This window comes from Aquirufa rosea, assembly GCF_004118285.1.
Lineage (GTDB): Bacteria > Bacteroidota > Bacteroidia > Cytophagales > Spirosomataceae > Aquirufa > Aquirufa rosea.
The window spans coordinates 623,809-643,763 of the sequence record NZ_SDHY01000001.1; the positions used below are offsets into that span (position 1 = coordinate 623,809).

Genomic DNA, 19,955 nt, shown 5'->3' on the forward strand with positions numbered 1-19,955 from the left:
ATGAATACTCAGAAACTTGGAAAACCAGCCAGAGTACTATTATTAATTTCTTCTTTACTCTTGCCATTGGTGGTATTTTTACCCATTTGGAAAATTGAATTAGACGCACCTCAATATCCAGAGGGTCTAACGCTTCAAATTCATGCCAATGATATCCGTGGAAACGTAGATATCATCAATGGCCTTAATCACTACATTGGGATGAAGACCATGCACAAAGAAGACTTTATTGAGTTTAGTATCTTACCCTATATCATCATTGGTTTTTCCGTTTTGTTTCTGCTAGGTGCCTGGCTTAACCGAAAAAAATTATTGTACACACTATTCGGTGCATTCGTTTTATTCGGGGTAGTGGCCATGGTGGACTTTTGGAAATGGGAATATGATTATGGCCATGACCTAGATCCTAATGCTGCTATTCAGGTGCCCGGAATGGCTTATCAGCCTCCGCTGATTGGCTTCAAGCAATTATTGAATTTTGGGGCATATTCGATACCAGATATAGGAGGATGGATATTTATAGTCATAGGTTTGATGTTACTGACTGGGGTCATTTTGGAATGGCGTTTTTCCAAAAGCCCCAGATCAGTTTTATCTTTCCTCCCCCTGGTTTTCCTACTAAATTCCTGTCAGGATGAGGTTAAACCCATCCAAGTAGGAAGAGACAATTGCCATTTCTGCAAAATGGGTATCAGCGATATCCGCTTTGCTTCGGCTATCCTCACCCAACAAGGAAAAACTTATCCCTTTGATGATATCAAATGTCTATTGAATTATTTATCGACCGATAAAGACATAAAAGTCAAAGACATTTATGTCAGCAATTTCTCAGGAAAACATGAATTGGTCAAAGCCTCTAGCGCCTATTTTCTGGCAAGCCCCAGCTTGGGAAGTCCTATGGCAGGTAATCTGGCAGCTTTTCAAGATAAAAACGAATTAATTAAAAACAACCAAGCTTTTGTTGGAGAAGAAAAGACTTGGGAAAGTATTCAGCCATAATGTATAAAAAAACGTACCTGATACTTATTATTTTCTTTCTTAGCTTTTTGGCTAAGCTAGAGGCAAAAACTTGGTGGGTTGGCAAAAATGAAAGCTTACATAGTCTAAATCAAGCCATTCAATCAGCACGGGCTGGGGATGAAATTCGGGTAAAAAAAGGAGTCTACTTCGAACGTAACTTGATCATTGACAAACCATTGACTTTGATTGGAGAAGGATTACCTGTGTTAGATGGTGAAGGAAAGTACGAGATCATTTCCATCAAAGCTTCCTCTGTAAAAGTAATAGGATTTCATATTCGTAACTCTGGAATTTCTAGTCTAAAAGATCTAGCTGGCATCAAAATTTATGATGCACAGGATGTTCAAATCGTCCATAACCTCATCACGAACTCATTTTTTGGCATTTATACCCAATACGGCAAAAACTGTCAGATCAAAGATAACCAGATTGTAGCTTACGGAAAAGAAGAGCAACAAAGCGGCAATGGCATTCATTGTTGGAATAGCAGTTACATGCACATAGAGGATAATGTAGTCAGTGGACATCGAGATGGGATCTATTTTGAATTTGTTACTCAGTCAATTATCAAGAATAACCGTTCATTCCGAAACCTTCGCTATGGTTTACACTTCATGTTCTCCAATCACGATACCTATATCTCCAATGTTTTCACTAATAACGGAGCTGGGGTCGCGGTTATGTTTTCAAACCACGTCAATATGTTTAATAATACCTTTCATCAAAATTGGGGAGATGCTTCCTACGGTATTTTACTGAAAGAAATTTCCGATGGAAAAATTCAAGGAAATCAATTTAAAAAAAATACCACAGGCATTTACCTAGAGGGGGTAAGTCGGGTGAATATGTCCAGAAATACTTTCTCCTCCAATGGCTGGGGACTAAAAATACAGGCAAGCTGCCAAGATATGAACATACACCAGAACAACTTCATCAACAATACATTTGATGTAAGTACCAACGGCAGCTTGGTACTGAATAATTTTGATGGAAACTATTGGGATAAATACGAGGGCTACGATTTAAACAAAGATCATTTCGGAGATATCCCATTTAGACCTGTCAGTCTTTTCTCCATCATATTAGAAAAAAATCCTACAACCCTCATCATGTTCAGAAGTTTCATTTCGGCTTTAATGGATAAAACGGAGAAGTTAATTCCAAGCCTAACACCTGAGCAATTGAAGGATCAAAGTCCACGCGTTCAACCTATCCCTTTATGATTATCACAGAACATTTACATAAACGATTTGGAAGTCAGCAAGTTCTGAGAGATGTACATATCACCTGCCGACCAGGAGCCTGTATTGCATTAATTGGACCCAATGGAAGTGGTAAGACAACTTTAATTAAAAGCATATTGCAAATGGTTATTCCAGACAGAGGTAAAATCATCTTCCAGGGAGATGACATCACCGGCCAATGCGAATACAGAGCCAAGATTGGATTTATGCCACAAATGACCCGCTATCCTGAAAACATGACGATTGGTGAAGTCATTTCCATGATGATGGACATTCGCAAGGATCAAAAAAACCGAGATGAGGAATTATTAGAACAATACCAGCTCAAGGATATTTATCATAAACGAATGGGAACTCTTTCAGGAGGTATGAGGCAGAAAGTAGGGGCTTGTTTGGCCTTCCTTTTTCAACCTGATGTTTTCATTTTGGATGAACCTACGGCAGGCTTAGATCCACTTTCCACTGAAATTTTGAAACAAAAAATTATTAAGGAGAAAAGTAAAGGTAAAACGACTATCATTACTTCCCACGTGCTCAGTGAATTGGACGAAATGATTTCCGAAGTGATTTATATGCATGAGGGACAAGTGCTATTTCAAAAGTCGATGGAGGATTTAAAACTAGCCACCCAAGAAGTTAAACTTTCCAAGATGATTGCCAAGATGATAGCCTAAGCTTATGAACAAGATATATAAACATGTCATGGTAGATATCATTCGCAATCGAATGGTCTTATTTTACACGCTACTCCTATTTATAGTTTCGCTTAGTATATTTAGTTTAGAAGATACCTCTTCCAAAGGCATATTAAGCATGCTTAACATCATCTTGATGATAGTTCCGTTGGTGAGCCTCATATTCTCCACCATTTATATGTACAACAGCGGAGAATTTATCGAATTATTATTGAGTCAGCCTCTTAAAAGGAATACCATTTGGTGGAGTTTATTTATTGGCCTTTTAACGGCCTTGGGGCTTGCCTTTCTATTAGGAGCAGGCATAGTTATTTTGATTTTTGAGACTAGTCTTCTTGGGCTTATGTTGGTCTTATGTGGACTACTTTTGAGCTGTATTTTCACCGCATTAGCCTTATTAGCTGCGGTATTGACCAAAGACAAAGCCAAGGGCATTGGTTTGTCCATCATGCTTTGGCTATATTTCACCATCATTTTTGACGGTATAGTGTTATTTATGCTTTTTCAGTTGTCTGATTATCCTATTGAAAAATTCATGATTGCCATAAGCATGTTCAACCCGATAGATTTAGCTAGAATCCTTATTTTAATGCAATTAGATGTATCTGCCCTGATGGGATATACAGGAGCCATTTTTAAAGATTTTTTTGGCACAGCAAGTGGAATTAGCCTCTCTTTTGGCACTTTGGTTTTGTGGGTAATTATTCCATTTATGTACTCCTTACGATATTTTAAAAAGAAAGATTTGTAAGCTTCAAATAACATTTACCGTAATGCTGAAAACAATAAAAAATATACAAAAGATGAAAAAGCCCTTGTATCTATTAATCATTTGGACATGCCTGGTAATGGGTACCATGTCCGCCAAACAGGTAGGACCTCATTTTACTCATTTGAACAAAAAACAAAAGGTCTATGAAGTGGAAGCAAGCTGTGGTACTTGTCAATTCGATATGCCTGGAGATGATTGCCAATTAGCCATAAAATTCCAGGATAAAAAGTATTATGTTGTGGGTCCAAACATCAATGATTATGGTGGAAGCCATGCGACCAATGGCTTTTGTAAGGCGGTGAGAAAGGCACAAGTCCAGGGCAAGATTTTCCGAGAAAAATTTGTGGTTAGCTATTTTAAGCTTCTTCCATAAAGCAAAGTGCGCTCTTATTTGCCAAAAAATCATCGCGATCGATACTTGTCATAGTTGTAGAGCAGGTGCCAAGATTCAATCATAATCGATTTCTGTAAGAGTATCAAAAATCTCATAAATAAGCCCAATATTCAATCCGCCTCTTGGGAGGAAGGGGTACTTTATATTATGCATAAATTTAAACGTGCAAAGAAAAAGGAATGTATCATTGATTTACAGGCTAAAAGTAGACCAAGTCAATTAGTCGCAAATTTTGGCATTCATTTCACTTCAAAGTAAAATTGATGCCCACTCCCACGCGTATATCCCCAGCGTTTGATTGGACTTATTCTCTATAATGGGTTATTCTACAAAATGATTAACTCGACTAAAGGCATGTCGCCAAGTTACATCCCAAGAAGAATATGCATAACTAATCCCAAATCCATGACTAGGCTCATGAAAATTAGCTCCTGTTTCTAAACTACAAAAAGCTAAAAAAATTTTATCACAAGGGTGAAAGCCATCAGCCTCAACATATGGAAGGTGGATAAATTAAACATGTACATGGGTATACAATTATAAATTTTGGGAACCCCAATCAACAAAAAGAGAATTTTATGTAAAATATTATAAATCAAGGATAGGCTAATTTAGCTGTAAATCAGGCCATCTAAATAATTTCTTAAAGGCCTTTATTGTTTGAATAGTATTAATGTGAACTTCAGAAAATCGTTTTTTTTTAATTTCTTGGCCATTTTTCCCATTTAATCCATTCCTCCAAAGGAATAATTGATCCCAAAATTCAAGGAAATTCCATCCAAATTAGGCGCTTTTTTAACTGTATTAAATAAAGTCATCCTAGCCGCCTCAGCATTTAATGATATTCGATCTGTCATTTTGAGCTCTAACCCAATTCCCGCACTATATCCATATAAATTAAATATATCGGATGGATCTTTCATTTTACAACCTATGTGCTTAATCTCACTGGCTGCATACCCAAAGCCTCCAAATATATAGGGATTCATGGGATAATCTTTTACCTGAAGAAAAGTGTAAATGTATCGAACACCTAAAACTGTAGTGCGCTTATTGGGATCATTCTCAATCGGACCGGCAAATGCCTCCAATAATGCCGATTGATCAATTTTTGTTCTAAATATAACTCCTTGACATAAGGTAGTGTATTTATAACCAATGGCATGTTTGTACAATTGATTGGTATCTTGAGCCATACTAATCCAAGTAATGCTCATTGAAATAATTAAGTAAAAGATTTTAGTAGAGATTCTAGTACTTAATTTCTTAGTGGTTGGTAAACTTAAACACAACATAAAGGGTCATAAAATTGGACCACTCAGGGCCCTTAGTGAAACATTTTTTTCATTTTATCAGATTTAAACATTAATAATAGAAACCACAGTTGTTTTTGATATGTCGGATTTTTACAATCCTATTTTTTAATTTCTCTTCAATTTTAAAAGATATTCATAAACACTTATTCCCTCCTCTTCTACAAAAGCCCTATTTAAACTCTGTAATGAACTGTATCCAGATTGCACTGCCACAGTTTCCAAACTGATATCCTCCTCATTTTTAAGCAAGTTTTTGGCATATTCAATTCTCAATTGACTTCTGAGAGCCGTAAACTTCGACTTAATGATGTAATTGAAACAGTAATAAATATGGTGTTTGGGTAGTTCTAATTTAACCGACAAGATGTCTACGTTAAACTCAGGATCCAAATACCACTTTTCATTATGAATACTATCCAAAATTCGTATTGCATCCTCTTTTAGTGGATCGTCAGATTTATTTACATACTTATAAATTTCACCTGCATTTAAATAATGATCAAAAGACTTACGCTTCTTTTTAACAATGGGTATACCATATAAAACTTGAGGAAAAATGACAATTAGCAGTGGAATCATCAAGAAAAACAGCATCACAATCAAGGTCAAAGGAGAATGCAAAACTGTTTCTTTGGGAATATTGGGTGTATTGATAAATACCAAGGCTCCTAATAGATAACTCAAAGCAGCAAATGATACAACAATCAGCAATAGAACCAACCATTTCCTCATCAATTGACGATGGCTATCTGGTAGTGCATTACGATAAAGCTCACCACTATGTTCTCTATATAGACGAATGATTAATATGACATACAGAATCATGAATATTGGCCGACCAATCATATTGAAATTACTTGGATATAACCAGCCTAAATTCAAGGATTTCAGATAATTGGGATCAGCCAAAATCCGGTTAGCCAATTCTAGGGATTCATCCCAGGGCTTGAGGTAACTAGGAAATATATTGATAAAAGCAATCAGAAATGGGATAAAATGAACCAAGTCACTTTTTTGAATTTTAGAATTATCCAAAATAGTTCCTCTGAAATAAAAATATAAAAATGGCCCAATCAGGTAATAGGTAGGAATATTATAAACCCCCATAAAAACCAACATGGTAGGTGAGTTATTAGCAAATAAACTATAATGCAGTAATCCAAATAAAGCAATAATGATTAATACACCAGACAAATAAATAGTATTCCGATTTACTCTGAAATTAAATACTGCCAAGACTAGTGAAACCACTAGTTTGAAAAGTACCATAAAAATGAGCATACCATCCATATATTCTACCTATTCGGTTATCAATTTAAACCCGAAAATTACCCATGATTAAGGATTATTCTTTTCAGGAATACACATTAGTTTTTAGCTAGAACAACAGGAGTAAAACAGGCAAGATCTTGAAATTGAGAATCAATAGAAGATTCAAAAAACTTATTTCAAATTGAGAACACGGAGTAAAAATTACAACCCCAATTCAAATTACCTTTGCATTTATTTGTCAAAATTAATGCAGAATCCTTTATTAGACTAATTTTAAATAATGATTTTAATCAATTTTAAAATATAATGGCTAATAATTAAAGCATGAATCATTCTTTTCAACTTTGTAAAGAATTTATTCACGAAAATACTAGGACAAATTAATATTGCCTATCCTAAAAATTTAAAATTCCCTTTCTCCAAACTCACTGGTGGGCAATTTTGATTTCTTTTCTGAAGATTTAAAATTATAGCTTAAATTCAACATGATAATATTTCGCTCCTGTATGTAATTAGTTGTTGTATAAAAATTCCTCCCCCAAGTCGAAATACTCTGTTCATTTACCTTCATATTTCCCAAAGCAGCATTTTGCCAAAGGACAGTTAAAAATAATTTATTGTCAAAAAGAACCTTCTTTACCGAAAAATTAGGCTGATAAAATCTGGAATCGATTCCTTGCGCTGTGTTTTTGGCCGATAAATAGGACAAATTAAACTGGGTAGACAAGCTATTATTGATTTGATAACTAATGTTGGAGTTAATGGAATACACCGTACCCGTGGAATTCACGGCCACCGAATTATTGAAAATCTCTCCATTAATTTTTAAACTGTAGACATTTCCGCCTAAGAAGATTTTCAGCTTATTAATCAGATTTAAGGTTAATCCCAATTCAGAGCCCCAGAGACTAGCCTTGCCGGCATTGGTATAAATTCGGTTAAGTATGGTATCATTGTAAATACTATTTACACGATTCACGATATTATCAATTTGCTGAGTGTATAAATTGATGTACAAAGAGGCTTTTTTAAAATCCTTAGTCACTCCTGTCTCAATAATCCCCACAAACTCAGGCTTGATATTTGGATCTCCCTGTTCCAATGTCTCGCTATGTTCCCTTTCTGGATACGGATTTAACTCATTGTTGGTAGAACGCTGTACCCTTCGACTATAGGCCAATTTTATACTTAAATCATCCTTCATATGGTACATCAAGTTGGCAGAAGGAAATAAATTAGAAAGATCCAAAATAGCTGAATTTGCCAATTTATCTGCCTTAAACTCTCTAAAGGCATTCTCATAGCGTAGACCTGTCGAAAACTCTAATTTTTGATATACTCCCGCATATTGAGCATAAAGACCATGAATTCGGTTGACCACTTCGATATTGGCAGAGAAGGATGGATTAAAAACTAATGAAGTAAAATTACCCGCCTTTTCAAAGTAGTTAAACATGCCCTTCTGTAGCTGGTAGCGATATTGATAACCTATCGACAATTTACCTATGCCTATTGTTTTATCGTAATCAAATTTAAAGCGATATGCATCCAATGGATTTCTGCCAGTGTTGAGCGTATATTGAAGCGTATCTGCATAATTCTTTATATTCAAGTTCCTATTTTTAGTATATCCGTCAATCATGGCATATTCATAAAGACCAGAAACGGATATGCTAGATTTATCTTGAAATCGATGCGTATAGTCCAAATTATAGACTCTAAATGAACCTGATTTCAAGACTAGGTTCGCATTATAGTAATTAGCCCGACCAATCACGGAATTAGTCAACAAGTCTGTTTTAACATTATTGTAGGTAATATCTGCCGTGCGGTATTGCTCACGTTCTCCCAAATAAACGCCTAAAACCCAATCATCCTGAGTGCTAGGTGAATATATGATAGAAGTTCTAAGGCCATAATTATCCCGCTTGAAACTTCGTTCTCCTTCACTGGGGAAGCTGGTGTAAATATTGTTTATGGTAGTATTCACATCACCTACCCTCCTACCGGCAATATCGTTTTTAAGGTAATTCAATGAAGTCGAGATATCCCATTTCCCCATTCGGTAATTGGTAGAAAAATCAATTCCATACCTGTAAGGCTCTGATGCATTGAGATATTGTTTCAAGCGAGGAAGGCCATATTGCAGATTTCCCGACAAAGACCAGCCATCATTGCTGCCTTTTTTGGTTACTATATTGATGATACCCGCTTTTCCATCAGCATCATATTTTGCTGAAGGAGCTGTAATCATTTCAATTCTTTCGATGGAATTGGCGGTAATTTGAGATAGAATTGTGGTTGCATCCACTTGAGTAGGTTTCCCATTGATCAAAATCAAAAAACCTTTGGAGCCCCTCATAGAAAGCTCGCCCTCTGCATTGACCATGATGGAAGGAATATTCCTCAATACATCAGTAGCTGTCCCACCTTTTGCCACTTCAAACTGATCGGCCTTAAAAATCTGTTTTTCCAGTGTTGCTATCACATTGGGCTTATTACTGGTTACGCTAACGGACTCAAGCATCTGATTTTGAGGAACTAAACTAATAATTCCCAAATCAAGCTGAGGAGATGCGTCATTCATATTGATTTCCAAATACTTGGTTCTATATCCTACGTATTCAATCCTAATGATATATTTATCTTCCCGCACATCCTTTAATTCAAATATTCCCTTTTCGTCAGCGATAAGGCCTTTTACCTGATTCGATTGGCTCTTAGATTCCAGACGGATGGTGGCAAAGGATAGGGGTTCGGAACTCAATGAATCGATCAATTTCCCTTGGATCCGATTTTCCTTTTGGGATAATCCTAAAAATGATGTGAAAAGAAAGGCTAGACTGAGTACATAATTTTTCATCAACGAAATTTAACAGTTAATTAGGCTCTCCTTAGCCTTAATTGTAGGGAGAAAGAAAGCTCCATTGTTTATTTGCTTGATATTGAAATGGTATCTAAATCTTTTAAAAAATGTCAGACAAAGCCATAGCATCCATATAAAAAAGAATAAAAATTCTTTATAACTAAAACAAAAAAGTCTGCCAATTGAATATTAGCAGACTTTTGATTCATTTGGTGGTCGCGTAGGGATTCGAACCCCAAACCTTCTCATCCGTAGTGAGATGCTCTATCCAGTTGAGCTACGCAACCATTTCCCAATCGGGACTGCAAAGGTAGAATTTCTTTGGGAATATGAAAAGATATTGCCGAAAAAAAATCAATTTAATCCCATTATTTACTTCCCCATGAACTTAGGAGGGCGTTTTTCCAAAAATGATTTGACACCCTCTTGGAAATCCTTGGAATATCCTGCCTCTCTTTGGGCATGTGCCTCCATCTCTAAAACTGTCGCTAAATCAGGCTGGTATGCCTTCTGCAACTCTCTCTTCATCAGGGCGATAGCTAAAGTCGGTCGACGAGCAAAATCCATTACAATTTCCTGTAATCGTGACTCCCATTGCTCTTCTGCAACAACATCTGCCACCAAACCCATCTCTTTAGCCTCTTGAGCACTAAATTTTTTAGCGGTGGAAGCTAACTCAAATGCCTTGTGATATCCCAATGATTGCATTAAAAATGCCGTACTTCCCGCGTCTAAAGTCAAACCTATTTGAACAAATAACTCGGCAAAATAAGCAGAATCTTTAGCCACCAAATAATCACAAGCCAATGCCAATGAACATCCAGCTCCAGCTGCAGGACCATTGATAGCCCCAATCACCGGCTTATCTAAATTCCTCAAGGCCAAAATCATGGGATTATATGTTGCTCGTAAAACAGCTCCCAAATCCGAATCACTAGTACCTGATTTTAAATCCGCTCCCGAACAAAAAGCCTTGCCCTCACCTGTAATGACCAACACACGAACTTCATCAGATATTTTGGCCCTCTCCGCGACATACCTGATTTCATGAATTAATCCCGCATTTAGGGCATTATACACCTCCGGACGATTCAAACGAATAGTCCAAATTCCCTGGTGTTGACTGAGGTTGAGAAAATGGTAGGAAGACATGGGGAAAGGTTAAATGGTGAATTGGAAATTATGAATGGTGAATTATGAATGCCTATTTGTAAGCTGACAAATTATGTTTAACTGTTATAATAATTCGAGATATAATTCTTAAAATCTCATCACTTTCAGACATTAATTTAGCAAATCGACTGTCCTCTAAATAACCAATTTCATTCAATAATTCCAACCCATATATGGTTTCATTTATTTCCTTTTGAGCAATTGACATTTTATGTTTAAAATCAGCTTTTGATTCTGCATGTTCCGCTTCTCTAATTATTGCGCCAACTGCTGTTCCGCTTCTTAATATTTGCTTGGATAAAACAAACTCATTTCTCTCTTTGACAAGAAATTGATACAAATTCCATATTTGAATTGCGAAATAAAATGATTTTGATTTGATTACATTTTTATGTCCCACCTGATAAATTTATTTTACCAAATCTACATTTCTACCCATGCAATATCATGCAACCCATTAGTTTATCAAATAATTGTTTAACATTTCATTTCGAATTCCTCCTACATTCACCATTTACCATTTACCATTTAATTATAATTTCCTCCTCAACCTCGCCACAGGGATTCCTAATTGCTCTCGGTATTTGGCAACTGTTCTTCTTTTAACGACAAAACCCCGCTCAGCTAAGAGATTTTCTAATATTTCATCGGGATATGGTTCTTGACTAGGCTCTTGTTCGATGATTTCTCTCAAAATATTTTTCACTTCACGGGTAGAAACATCCTCTCCTGATTCATGGCTAATCCCCTCTGAGAAAAAGTATTTCAAAGGATAAATACCGAAATCTGTCTGTACCGATTTGGCTGAAACCACCCGAGAAACAGTAGACACGTCCATATCAATTAAGGCTGCCACATCCTTCATCTTCATGGGTTTCAAGCTTGCATCATCTCCCGTCAGAAAAAAGTCATATTGCTGAGAAACAATACTTTGCATGGTTTTCAACAAGGTACCCTGTCGCTGCTGTATAGCTTGAATAAACCAAGAAGCAGCATCTAATTTATGCTTGATAAAAGTAACTGCCTCTTTAACTTCCTTCTGCTGTTTGTTCCCCTGATTGTAGGTCTGAAGCATTTCCTGAAAGGATTTACTTACCCGCAATTCAGGAGCGTTTTTACCATTTAACTTAATATCCAATTTGCCTGATTGGTTTGTAACCACAAAATCTGGCTGTAAATAAGGCACCCAATTACCTCCTTCAGACCCTCCTGGCTTGGGATTTAAACGCTTAATCAACTGAACAGCCTTCTTCAAATCAGCTTCATCTACGCCCAATTTCTGTTGCAATTGAGCAAAGTGCATTTTTGAAAATTCCTCAAAAAACTCATCAATCAAGCGTATAGCCAATAAACAGGTAGGATTATCAGACTCCCTTCGGTGCAATTGAATCGATAGACATTCTTGCAGGTCTCTCGCACCAATCCCTGCGGGATCTAGGGTTTGAATTTTCTTTAAAACCACCTCCACTTCCTGGGCATCCGTAATAAAACCCTGAGTAAAAGCTAAATCATTGACAATACTTTCAATATTTCTTCTCAAATAACCATCCTCTTCCAAAGAACCAATGAGTTGCTGAGCAATCAGCTCTTCCCGCTCATCTTTGACCACAAATCCAATTTGCATCAGTAAATATTCTTCCGCACTGGAAACCGTCGCCATGGGTCTTTCTGGACTCTCTTCATTAGGATCATAAGAATCACCCGCCATTTTGTACCCTGCATAATCATCCTGCAAATAATCCCCCACTTCCAATTCTTCTCGCTCCCAATCATCCACTGTCTCTCTTTCTTGCTCATCCAACTCATCGGAATCATTTATTTCTAGGCCTTCCTCTAATGCCGGATTTTCCTCCAATTCCTCTTCAATCCTGGCCGCCAATTCGGCAGTAGGTATTTGAAGCAATTTCACAAATTGAATTTGTTGAGGAGAAAGCCGCTGTTGCTGAGAAATTTTTAGTGATAATCCCTGCATATATTGAATCTAATGTACAAATATACATGGATTTGATGGGCGGTTTTTAAAAATACTTGTAATTCATAAATAAATACAATTATTCCGTTTTTTGTACGTAATTTTGGGACTAGTTTGCCCTAAAGGAGGGCCAAATTGACCATCAAATTGACCATCAATTTATATGCAAATAAAAGAATTACTTCTCCAAACTCCGAACCAACAAACAGTTATGGTGAAGGGTTGGGTGCGTACCAAACGTGTATCCTCTTCCGTAGCATTCATTGCCATCAATGATGGATCCACTATTCATAATATTCAGGCTGTGGTAGCCGATGGCGCCGTAGCTGAAGAAACCTTAAAATTAGTCACTACTGGTGCTTGTATTGCAGTTACAGGCAGCTTGATTCCTTCACAAGGACAAGGCCAATCCGTAGAAGTACAGGTCAGCGATATCTTGGTTTATGGTTCAGCTGATCCAGAAAAATACCCTTTGCAGCCTAAGAAACACTCATTAGAGTTTCTTAGAGAGATTGGTCACCTAAGACCTAGAACCAATACCTTTTCGGCCATCTTACGAATCCGTCATGCCTTAGCCTTCGCCATTCATCAATATTTCAATGAACATGGCTTTTTCTATTTGCATACACCTATCATTACCGGTTCTGACGCAGAGGGTGCGGGAGAAATGTTCCGAGTGACTACCCTACCAGCCATTCAGCCTCCATTGACTGAAGATGGAAAGGTGGACTACAAAGAAGACTTTTTTGGAAAAGAAACTAATTTGACAGTTTCAGGCCAATTAGAGGGTGAATTGGGCGCTTTGGCCTTATCTAAAATTTACACTTTCGGACCTACTTTCCGTGCCGAAAACTCCAATACTACTAGACACTTGGCTGAGTTTTGGATGGTGGAGCCAGAAATGGCCTTTTTTGAGTTGACTGACAACATGAATTTAGCGGAGGACTTTACCAAAAGCCTGATTAAATATGCGCTAGAGCATTGTGCTGATGATATTGCCTTCTTGGAGAAACGTTTGTTGGATGAAGAAAAAACGAAAAAGAAAGAGGAGCAATCCGAAATGACGCTGACAGAGAAATTGCGTTTTGTTTCTGAAAATACATTTGAAAGAATTACCTATACTGAAGCTATCGACATCCTTTTGCAATCTAAGCCACATAAGCAAGGTAAATTCAATTATCCAGTAGCCTGGGGAATTGATTTACAAAGTGAGCATGAGCGCTATTTAGTAGAAAAACACTTCAAAAAACCTGTAATTTTAACTCATTACCCGAAAGACATCAAGGCCTTCTATATGAAGCTAGAAGACGATGGCAAAACAGTTCGTGCAATGGATGTATTGTTCCCAGGAATTGGGGAAATCATTGGTGGCTCCCAGAGAGAAGATGATTACGAGAAATTATTACAAAGAACCAAAGAAGTAGGTATAGAAGAAGAATCCATTTGGTGGTATTTACAAACCCGTCAATTCGGTTCAGCTCCCCATGCTGGATTTGGATTGGGATTTGAGCGATTGGTTTTGTTTGTGACAGGCATGAGTAATATTCGTGATGTTATCCCTTTCCCAAGAACACCTAAATCGGCTGAATTTTAAGATATGATTAACTTTTCTAAAGCCTTTCAAAGTATTTCCACTGCCTGGTCGGGTATCATATCCTTGATCAAGGAAGAAAATAACGCCAAAATCCATGCGGCCTCAACCATCCTAGTGATTATTGTGGGCTTAAATATAGGTTTCATGGCAATCGAATGGCTTTGGATCAGTTTGGCCATTGCCGGTGTTTGGGTTGCCGAATTATTCAATTCGGCCTTGGAAAAAATAACCGACTTGGTAGCTCCAGAATATCATCCATTAGCCAAAAAAGCTAAGGATTTTGCAGCAGGGGCAGTTTTGGTCATGGCCATTTGGGCGGCCTTTGTATTTTGTCTTATTTCCTTTCCTCATCTTTGGATGCGATTGGTATTTAGTAATTAAGATTGACACAGCATTATGAAAGAATACGGATCTAGTGTACAAAAATTGGTTGATTATATATTGACCGTTCAGGATCGAGATAAAAGAACCAAATACGCTTTTCTCATGGTGGAACTGATGAAACAGATCCATCCAGGTATGAAGGATAATAGTCAAGATTATTCCAAAAAACTTTGGGACGACTTGTACATCATGTCCAATTTCCAATTAGACGTGCAAGGTCCCTACCCTCCACCCTCGCCTGAATCTGTTGGTAAAGCACCCAAAAAGGTGAATTATAACCAGCACCATTTAAAATTCAAGCACTATGGTCGCAATGTGGAGTTGTTGATTCTTCGCGCTATTGCAGAGGAAAAATTGGAGGACAAAAAGATTTTGGTAGCCTACATAGCTCGATTGATGAAAGGCTTCTATGTGACTTGGAATAAGGACTCAGTAGATGACCAGGTAATTTGGCAAAACATCAAAGAAATGTCGGAAAACTTGTTAGCCAACATCGTCGATGAATTATCACAGGAAGGACTTGGCCATGCCAAAGTAGCCAATAACGCCAGAAATGCCTACAATGCCCCAGAATACCCGAACGGTTCTAATAACCGAGGTGGAAATAATTACAGAAAAAACTTCAGAAACAACAGGAATTTTAATTCCAGAAATCATAAAAAATAATTGACCCTTATGGCATCATTTAAAGTAACCGGTGGAAGAAAATTGTCAGGAGAAATTACTCCTCAAGGAGCTAAAAACGAAGCTTTACAAATTCTTTGTGCCGTAGTTTTAACCGCTGAACCTGTCACCATACATAATATTCCCAACATTCGTGATGTCAACCAATTAATTGACTTATTGGGCGATATGGGGGTAAAGATCCGTAGACTAAGTGAATCAAGCATTGAGTTTGATGCTTCTCAAGTGAATATAGATTATTTAGAATCAGAAACCTATAAAGCAAAAGCAGCAGCTTTACGTGGCTCGGTAATGCTTTTGGGACCTACTTTGGCTCGCTTCAAAAAAGGTCGTATTCCTTCTCCAGGAGGAGATAAAATTGGTCGTAGAAGATTAGATACTCACTTTGCTGGTTTCATTAAACTAGGCGCTAAATTTAATTATAGTGCTGAGGATGGTGGTTTTTACGAGGTAGATGCTTCCCACTTAACAGGAGCTTATATGTTGTTAGATGAGGCCTCCGTAACAGGAACAGCCAATATTTTAATGGCGGCGGTTTTAGCAAAAGGTACCACAACCATCTATCATGCGGCTTGTGAGCCATATATTCAACAATTGTGTAAAATGTTGAATCGTATGGGTGCCAAAATATCGGGTATTGGTTCCAACCTTCTAACCATTGAAGGGGTAGAAGAATTGAAGGGCACAGAACATACCATGTTGCCCGATATGATCGAAATTGGTTCCTTCATTGGTATGGCAGCCATGACTCAATCAGAGATTACCATTAAAAATTGTAAAATCCCTGAATTAGGCATCATTCCAGATGTTTTCAGAAAATTGGGTATCAAATTAGAGTTTAGAGGAGATGATATTTATGTACCTGCTCAAGAGCATTATGAATTAGAAAACTTCATCGATGGCTCTATGCTGACCATTTCTGACCATCCTTGGCCAGGATTCACTCCCGATTTACTTTCTATTATTTTGGTGACTGCCATTCAAGCCAAAGGAACCGTGCTGATTCATCAAAAGATGTTTGAAAGTCGTTTGTTCTTCGTGGATAGATTAATCGAGATGGGGGCTCAAATCATTTTATGTGATCCGCACCGGGCAACTGTTGTGGGTTTTGACCGCAAACAAAATTTGAAAGGTATACGCATGTCTTCACCGGATATTCGTGCGGGTGTTTCTCTATTGATTGCAGCCATGTCGGCGACAGGGACTTCGATCATCGACAACATTGAGCAAATAGATCGTGGATATCAAAACATTGATACCCGATTAAATGCCCTAGGGGCTGAAATCGTTCGAATTTAAGGAATGCAGCATATAAGTCTGGGTACTAAAATTAAGAGTACCATCCAACTAGCTTTACCCATTGTCATTGGACAATTGGGCGTCATGCTGATGGGATTGGCTGATACCGTGCAAGTTGGCCAAATGGAATCACTTGCTGCTGAAAGCTTAGGAGCTTCAGGTATGGCAGGTTCCATTTTTTTCACCATTGCCATCATTGGTTTAATCTGCCTACAGATTACCTCACCCATGATTTCAAAATCTGTAGCAGAAGAAAATCCGGTTGAATGTGGCAATCTGTTGCGTGCGAGTATTCGTGTGGCTCTACTTCTCTCCGTGATTACCATTTTATTGATTGGTATCATTGGATGGAATTATGATTTATTCCAACAAAGTGAAGTCAACAAGCAATTAACCCTTCCCTACCTAGCGTTGATTGCCATTTCAGTGATCCCTACATTTTTGTTCGCTGCATTTAAAAGCTTTACGGATGGATTAAAAAGAACCCGTGTAGCCATGAATGTAACCATCATCGCTCTAGTACTGAATGTCATCGGTAATCATATTTGTATCAATGGCCTAGGTCCTATTCCTGCCATGGGTTTGTTTGGTGCGGGAATTTCCACACTGGTATGTCGCATTTTCATGGCGGCCAGTTTGGGAATGTATATATGGAAATCTCCCTCTTTTTCAACCTATCTTAGTCGACATGGCTCCGAACATCATACTTGGATATTAGAAAAAAATATTTTAACAGTGGGGATTCCAGCGGGATTCCAAGGTTTTTTTGAGATTGCCACCTTTGGTATGGCAGTGGTCATGATGGGTTGGATTTCGTCTACCGCGCAAGCCGCCCATATTGTGGCTATTAACATGGCGTCGCTCACCTACATGATGGCTACGGGAATAGCCGCGGCCGGCGGAATTCATGTGGGTACGGATATTGGCGAAAAAAACAGGTCGGGCATATACGTATCTGGCAATGCCGCTCTATTACTTTCTATCATTTTCATGGGCATATGTGCGATTATCATGTTTACCCTAAAACCTTGGTTAGTTCGTGGTTATACACAGGAAGCTGAGGTTATTGCCATCGCAGTGCAACTAGTTACTTGGGGTGCTATTTTCCAACTTTTTGATGGGATACAAGCCGTATCATTAGGTTTATTAAGGGGTTTGCAGGATGTGAAAATACCTACAGCTATTACCGTTTTTTCTTATTGGGGAGTTGGAATACCTTTGAGCTACCTATTAGGAATTTATGGTGACTTTGGAGCAGTAGGTATTTGGATAGGTCTCACATGTAGCTTAATCTGCTCTGCAACATTACTATCATGGAGATTTTATTCCCTTACCAAGGTCATTGATTTCAATTCCCTGAAAGTGGAAGATTAATTAATCAATTAATTGATCATTTTCTCATCCATATATTTTTTTTAAGTTTTCAAACGTTTGGCTAAGGAGGCTTTCCTAAAAAGTCGCAATTACCATTGCTAACGCTGTCAAGGTTTGAAACCTTAACAGCGTTGCTGAACTTAGCCAAAAATTAGCATTTTCTACTCCCATTTGATATTGACAAAAACAATCTCAGCATAGTCATTGCGCTCGTACAAAACACCAATTTTATCTTCCTCCAACTTAACAATATCAGAATAAGCGGTAAAATCTGAGATTAATTTGGGATCATTTGTCCCGTCTATTTCATGGCTAATAGGCCAAGTTAGACCTTCATCAAAACTAATTCGAAGCGTCAAATGATTACGATGCTCCTGATCTGCCGGATTAGAAAAAGCTAATACACTTTTTCCTTGTCGATATCCTAAGGAAAGCAAAGAGCCTTGACAAACTGGATCAGGCAAGGATGTTTCATAATAGTTTTTTTCCCAGGTATTACCTCCATCTGCGCTGATGGCAGCAATCCTCGTGCGAACATCACCCTTTTGATTTCGAGCATTCAACAACAATCGATTGTCAGACAACTCAGCTGCCGAGGCTTCATTGCTGCCTTGCAAACTCAAAGATTGACTCAGTTGAAAACTCTGACCATGATTATCCGTGTAGAAACCATGTGAAACATAGTCCGTGAATTTAGCTTGAGGTGCTCCACTCGAATGATTTGCGGCAACATATATCCTACCACGGTACCTCCCTGCTGAGATTTGCATGGCATGTCCAGGAGTATTGGCATAAGAACGCCAATCTTCCGAAAATTTATAAGGATCTTGACCAGGTCTATGCACCGATCTCGTGATATTAACTGGCGTCGACCAAGTTCGGCCATCATCAGTGGAAGTAATGTACCAAACTTCCCGTAAACCTTTCCCTTGTCGAACTAAATTCTCATGATTATTGCCAGTATTATAAAACAAAAATATTCTTCCCTGTGGAAACTCTGGATCCCAATAATCTACAACAGGAGCTGGATTACCCGCTTGCAAAGAATCAACATCGACCACTTTTTTCAACTCCGACCAGGTTTTGCCCCCATCTTTACTCAATTTAGAAACGATATCAATATCACCAAAATCTGCAGCATTCTTCTTGCGCCCCTCCGCAAAGGCCAATAATTCACCATGAGGTAATTTGATGATAGCAGGAATACGGTAGCTTGCATAACCATCCTTTCCAGACTGAAAAACAGAAACTCTATCTGATTTTTGAGCTAAAAGGGAAATCGAAAATAAAATCAGAATCGTAAATATGAGTAATCTTTTCATGCCAATAACCATTAAATTCAAATTTAGTCATTTATTGGTGGGAATATCATGATAAACTAAACCAACGAAGCGATTGAAATGTAAAAAAATATAATATTTAAGATATATTTGAGCTTAAACAATCCTATTCCTTGTTTTAACGAAATATCGAACCCTTTTCTACATTCAAAATTTTATCTTTTAACCTAGCTATTCATCCTTTTAAACCCAATCATTCACTATGAGTATCATCAAAGAATTCAAAGAATTTGCCATGAAAGGCAGCTTGATTGAAATCTCGGTAGCTTTCATCATGGGGGCTGCCTTTGGCAAAGTAACCACCGCATTTATCGATGGGGTCATTATGCCTATTGTAGGAGAATTAACCACCGGAGTAGATTTCAAAGCCATGAAATATGTCTTACGAGAAGCACAATATGACACTACTGGAAAGATAATCAGCCCGGAAAATGCTATTCAATATGGTAACTTTATCACGATTTTCATCGACTTTATATTGGTCGCTTTCGTCATGTTTTTACTCATCAAAATGACTAACCGCTTTAAAGCTGGAGATGATAAAGCAGGCGAATAA

General features: G+C 37.8%; 18 protein-coding genes and 1 tRNA gene. 11 read left to right on the forward strand and 8 right to left on the reverse strand.

Annotation, left to right across the window (positions count from 1 at the left end; all coding sequences use genetic code 11):
* Genes ESB04_RS02790 through ESB04_RS02810 form a run of 5 tightly spaced genes read left to right on the forward strand, consistent with a single transcriptional unit; the run spans position 1 to position 4,104 of the window.
* The gene (locus tag ESB04_RS02790; RefSeq protein WP_129026028.1) at positions 1–999 is read left to right on the forward strand and encodes a nitrous oxide reductase accessory protein NosL; all 999 of its coding nucleotides are present in this window, start codon (positions 1–3) and stop codon (positions 997–999) included.
* Positions 999–2,243: a nitrous oxide reductase family maturation protein NosD gene (locus ESB04_RS02795; protein WP_129026030.1), complete on the forward strand. Its 1,245-nt coding sequence runs from the start codon at positions 999–1,001 to the stop codon at positions 2,241–2,243. Before ESB04_RS02790 ends, ESB04_RS02795 begins: the two co-directional genes overlap by 1 nt.
* Complete coding sequence (locus ESB04_RS02800; RefSeq protein ID WP_129026032.1) at positions 2,240–2,938, forward strand: ABC transporter ATP-binding protein; 699 nt, start codon at positions 2,240–2,242, stop codon at positions 2,936–2,938. Before ESB04_RS02795 ends, ESB04_RS02800 begins: the two co-directional genes overlap by 4 nt.
* A 4-nt stretch (positions 2,939–2,942) precedes the next feature.
* Positions 2,943–3,710, forward strand: coding sequence for an ABC transporter permease subunit (locus ESB04_RS02805; RefSeq protein WP_129026034.1), 768 nt, complete (start codon positions 2,943–2,945; stop codon positions 3,708–3,710).
* A 52-nt stretch (positions 3,711–3,762) separates the two neighbouring features.
* Positions 3,763–4,104 (forward strand): DUF6370 family protein, encoded by a 342-nt coding sequence (locus ESB04_RS02810; protein ID WP_205749454.1) that lies wholly within the window; start codon positions 3,763–3,765, stop codon positions 4,102–4,104.
* Positions 4,105–4,850: 746 nt separating this feature from the next.
* Here the strand turns inward: ESB04_RS02810 and ESB04_RS02815 are convergent.
* From ESB04_RS02815 to rpoN, 7 genes are all read right to left on the reverse strand, one after another.
* Complete coding sequence (locus tag ESB04_RS02815) at positions 4,851–5,342, reverse strand: outer membrane protein (protein ID WP_205749455.1); 492 nt, start codon at positions 5,340–5,342, stop codon at positions 4,851–4,853.
* Positions 5,343–5,546: 204 nt separating this feature from the next.
* A complete protein-coding gene (locus tag ESB04_RS02820) occupies positions 5,547–6,692 on the reverse strand; it encodes an AraC family transcriptional regulator (protein ID WP_205749456.1) in 1,146 nt (381 codons plus the stop codon).
* Between the two features lie 424 nt (positions 6,693–7,116).
* Complete coding sequence (locus ESB04_RS02825) at positions 7,117–9,576, reverse strand: TonB-dependent receptor domain-containing protein (protein WP_129026040.1); 2,460 nt, start codon at positions 9,574–9,576, stop codon at positions 7,117–7,119.
* 213 nt (positions 9,577–9,789) lie between these two features.
* Positions 9,790–9,866 (reverse strand) — tRNA-Arg (locus tag ESB04_RS02830).
* A gap of 85 nt (positions 9,867–9,951) precedes the next feature.
* Positions 9,952–10,731 (reverse strand): enoyl-CoA hydratase/isomerase family protein, encoded by a 780-nt coding sequence (locus ESB04_RS02835; RefSeq protein ID WP_129026042.1) that lies wholly within the window; start codon positions 10,729–10,731, stop codon positions 9,952–9,954.
* Positions 10,732–10,783: 52 nt separating this feature from the next.
* Positions 10,784–11,152: a four helix bundle protein gene (locus ESB04_RS02840; RefSeq protein ID WP_129026044.1), complete on the reverse strand. Its 369-nt coding sequence runs from the start codon at positions 11,150–11,152 to the stop codon at positions 10,784–10,786.
* Positions 11,153–11,284: 132 nt separating this feature from the next.
* Positions 11,285–12,724: an RNA polymerase factor sigma-54 gene (gene rpoN / locus ESB04_RS02845; protein WP_129026046.1), complete on the reverse strand. Its 1,440-nt coding sequence runs from the start codon at positions 12,722–12,724 to the stop codon at positions 11,285–11,287.
* A gap of 163 nt (positions 12,725–12,887) precedes the next feature.
* On the opposite strand from rpoN, the gene asnS reads away from it, so the two are divergent.
* From asnS to ESB04_RS02870, 5 genes are read left to right on the forward strand one after another with little or no spacing between them, the layout of a single operon-like run.
* Positions 12,888–14,318 carry an asparagine--tRNA ligase gene (gene asnS / locus ESB04_RS02850; protein WP_129026048.1) on the forward strand — a complete coding sequence of 477 codons (1,431 nt, stop codon included), beginning with the start codon at positions 12,888–12,890 and terminating at the stop codon, positions 14,316–14,318.
* Between the two features lie 3 nt (positions 14,319–14,321).
* Positions 14,322–14,699, forward strand: a complete 378-nt coding sequence (locus ESB04_RS02855) for a diacylglycerol kinase family protein (protein WP_129026050.1) — start codon at positions 14,322–14,324, stop codon at positions 14,697–14,699.
* Between the two features lie 15 nt (positions 14,700–14,714).
* Positions 14,715–15,368, forward strand: a complete 654-nt coding sequence (locus tag ESB04_RS02860) for a DUF4290 domain-containing protein (protein WP_129026052.1) — start codon at positions 14,715–14,717, stop codon at positions 15,366–15,368.
* 9 nt (positions 15,369–15,377) lie between these two features.
* Positions 15,378–16,685 (forward strand): UDP-N-acetylglucosamine 1-carboxyvinyltransferase, encoded by a 1,308-nt coding sequence (gene murA / locus ESB04_RS02865; protein WP_129026054.1) that lies wholly within the window; start codon positions 15,378–15,380, stop codon positions 16,683–16,685.
* A 3-nt stretch (positions 16,686–16,688) separates the two neighbouring features.
* Positions 16,689–18,059 carry an MATE family efflux transporter gene (locus ESB04_RS02870; protein WP_129026056.1) on the forward strand — a complete coding sequence of 457 codons (1,371 nt, stop codon included), beginning with the start codon at positions 16,689–16,691 and terminating at the stop codon, positions 18,057–18,059.
* A 161-nt stretch (positions 18,060–18,220) separates the two neighbouring features.
* On the opposite strand, the gene ESB04_RS02875 is transcribed toward ESB04_RS02870, so the two are convergent.
* A complete protein-coding gene (locus ESB04_RS02875; protein ID WP_129026057.1) occupies positions 18,221–19,381 on the reverse strand; it encodes a sialidase family protein in 1,161 nt (386 codons plus the stop codon).
* 220 nt (positions 19,382–19,601) lie between these two features.
* Here ESB04_RS02875 and mscL point away from each other — a divergent pair, with 220 nt between their 5' ends.
* Positions 19,602–19,955 carry a large conductance mechanosensitive channel protein MscL gene (gene mscL, locus ESB04_RS02880; RefSeq protein ID WP_129026059.1) on the forward strand — a complete coding sequence of 118 codons (354 nt, stop codon included), beginning with the start codon at positions 19,602–19,604 and terminating at the stop codon, positions 19,953–19,955.